At 38.8% G+C, this 317-nt stretch carries 1 pseudogene; it reads left to right on the top strand.

Annotation, left to right across the window (positions count from 1 at the left end):
- Window positions 1-188: 188 nt before the first annotated feature.
- Window positions 189-317: pseudogene (locus C1E99_RS15495) on the top strand (FMN-dependent NADH-azoreductase); the annotation flags it as partial.

Here is a 317-nt window from a genome sequence, read left to right as displayed (position 1 = left end):
TATGAGGCAATTGGCTTTACAGCCGTTGATAGCCTGGACTGTGTCGCTTACACCTATTTAAAAAAATGATAACAGTTTTGAATGCAGAGACTGGGAGACCAGCCTTTTGCTTTGAGCAAATGATTTGAATTTCAAATAAAAAATAGTAGAATATATTTATCAATAATTAGTAACAAAGGAGATGAACAATGGCAACCGTATTAATTGTAAAGGCCCACCCCCTCGACGCACAAAAGTCCTATGCCTTGCGGGCTTTGGAAGAGTTTCAAACTCGGTACGCCAGTTTGCACCCAGAAGATAACATAGAAATAGTAGAT

Origin of the sequence: Streptococcus suis, from assembly GCF_002964045.1 — a bacterium.
Classification (GTDB): domain Bacteria; phylum Bacillota; class Bacilli; order Lactobacillales; family Streptococcaceae; genus Streptococcus; species Streptococcus suis_U.
The sequence above is the reverse complement of the archived record's forward strand: the minus strand, read 5'-3'. Positions and strand labels throughout refer to the sequence as shown.